This window comes from Streptomyces sporangiiformans, from assembly GCF_005768555.2.
GTDB classification, from domain to species: Bacteria; Actinomycetota; Actinomycetes; order Streptomycetales; family Streptomycetaceae; genus Streptomyces; species Streptomyces sporangiiformans.
Window position 1 is genome coordinate 1 of sequence record NZ_VCHX02000012.1, and the last position, 600, is coordinate 600.

2 protein-coding genes and 1 pseudogene are annotated in these 600 nt (G+C 63.4%); 1 reads left to right on the forward strand and 2 read right to left on the reverse strand.

What is annotated here, in order from left to right:
* Both FGD71_RS00265 and FGD71_RS00270 read right to left on the reverse strand, forming a co-directional pair.
* A partial coding sequence (locus FGD71_RS00265) for a helix-turn-helix transcriptional regulator (protein WP_140935778.1) occupies positions 1–238 on the reverse strand: 238 nt, incomplete at both ends.
* A gap of 1 nt (position 239) precedes the next feature.
* Positions 240–342: pseudogene (locus tag FGD71_RS00270) on the reverse strand (HTH domain-containing protein); the annotation flags it as partial.
* Between the two features lie 92 nt (positions 343–434).
* Here FGD71_RS00270 and FGD71_RS48205 point away from each other — a divergent pair.
* Positions 435–600: VOC family protein (locus tag FGD71_RS48205; RefSeq protein WP_338120019.1), on the forward strand; the 166-nt coding region annotated here is incomplete at its 3' end.

Here is a 600-nt window from a genome sequence, read left to right on the forward strand (position 1 = left end):
TTGAGCTCCGCACGTTGCTTCTCATCCAGCCCAGTGAGCGACAGATGATCACGCTCGCCCGGTGTGAGTCGCGTGAGGTCGAGCCCGGACCCGGACAGCATGGTCACGCCTCCGAGGCGGCCCCGGTGTGCGGTCACCGGCAGACCGGCGTCACGGAGCCAGTTCAAGTCCCGGGTGATGGTGCGAAGGGACACCCCGAGCGCCGAGGCAAGTTCCTGTGTGGTCACGGCATCCCTCGNTGGTGCGAAGGGACACCCCGAGCGCCGAGGCAAGTTCCTGTGTGGTCACGGCATCCCTCGATTCGAGGAGCAGCATCAGGGCGAAGAAGCGGTCTGGGGTCACGCACCAATTTTTTCAGGAATTGCGACACGATGCGGCGCATATCCCGGTCAGGCTGGTGGATGCGTACCTACGACCTGTGAGAAGGAACGATCATGACCACATCCGTCGTGTCTATCGTCTACGTGAACGACGCTCCCGCCGCAGCTCGTTTCTACGGCGACCTCCTCGGCATGAGCCCCTCGTTCGAGACTTCGGGATACATCACCTTCGACCTCGGGCCAGGCGCTGACCTCGGTCTGTGGTCCGGCCAGTTCGAGG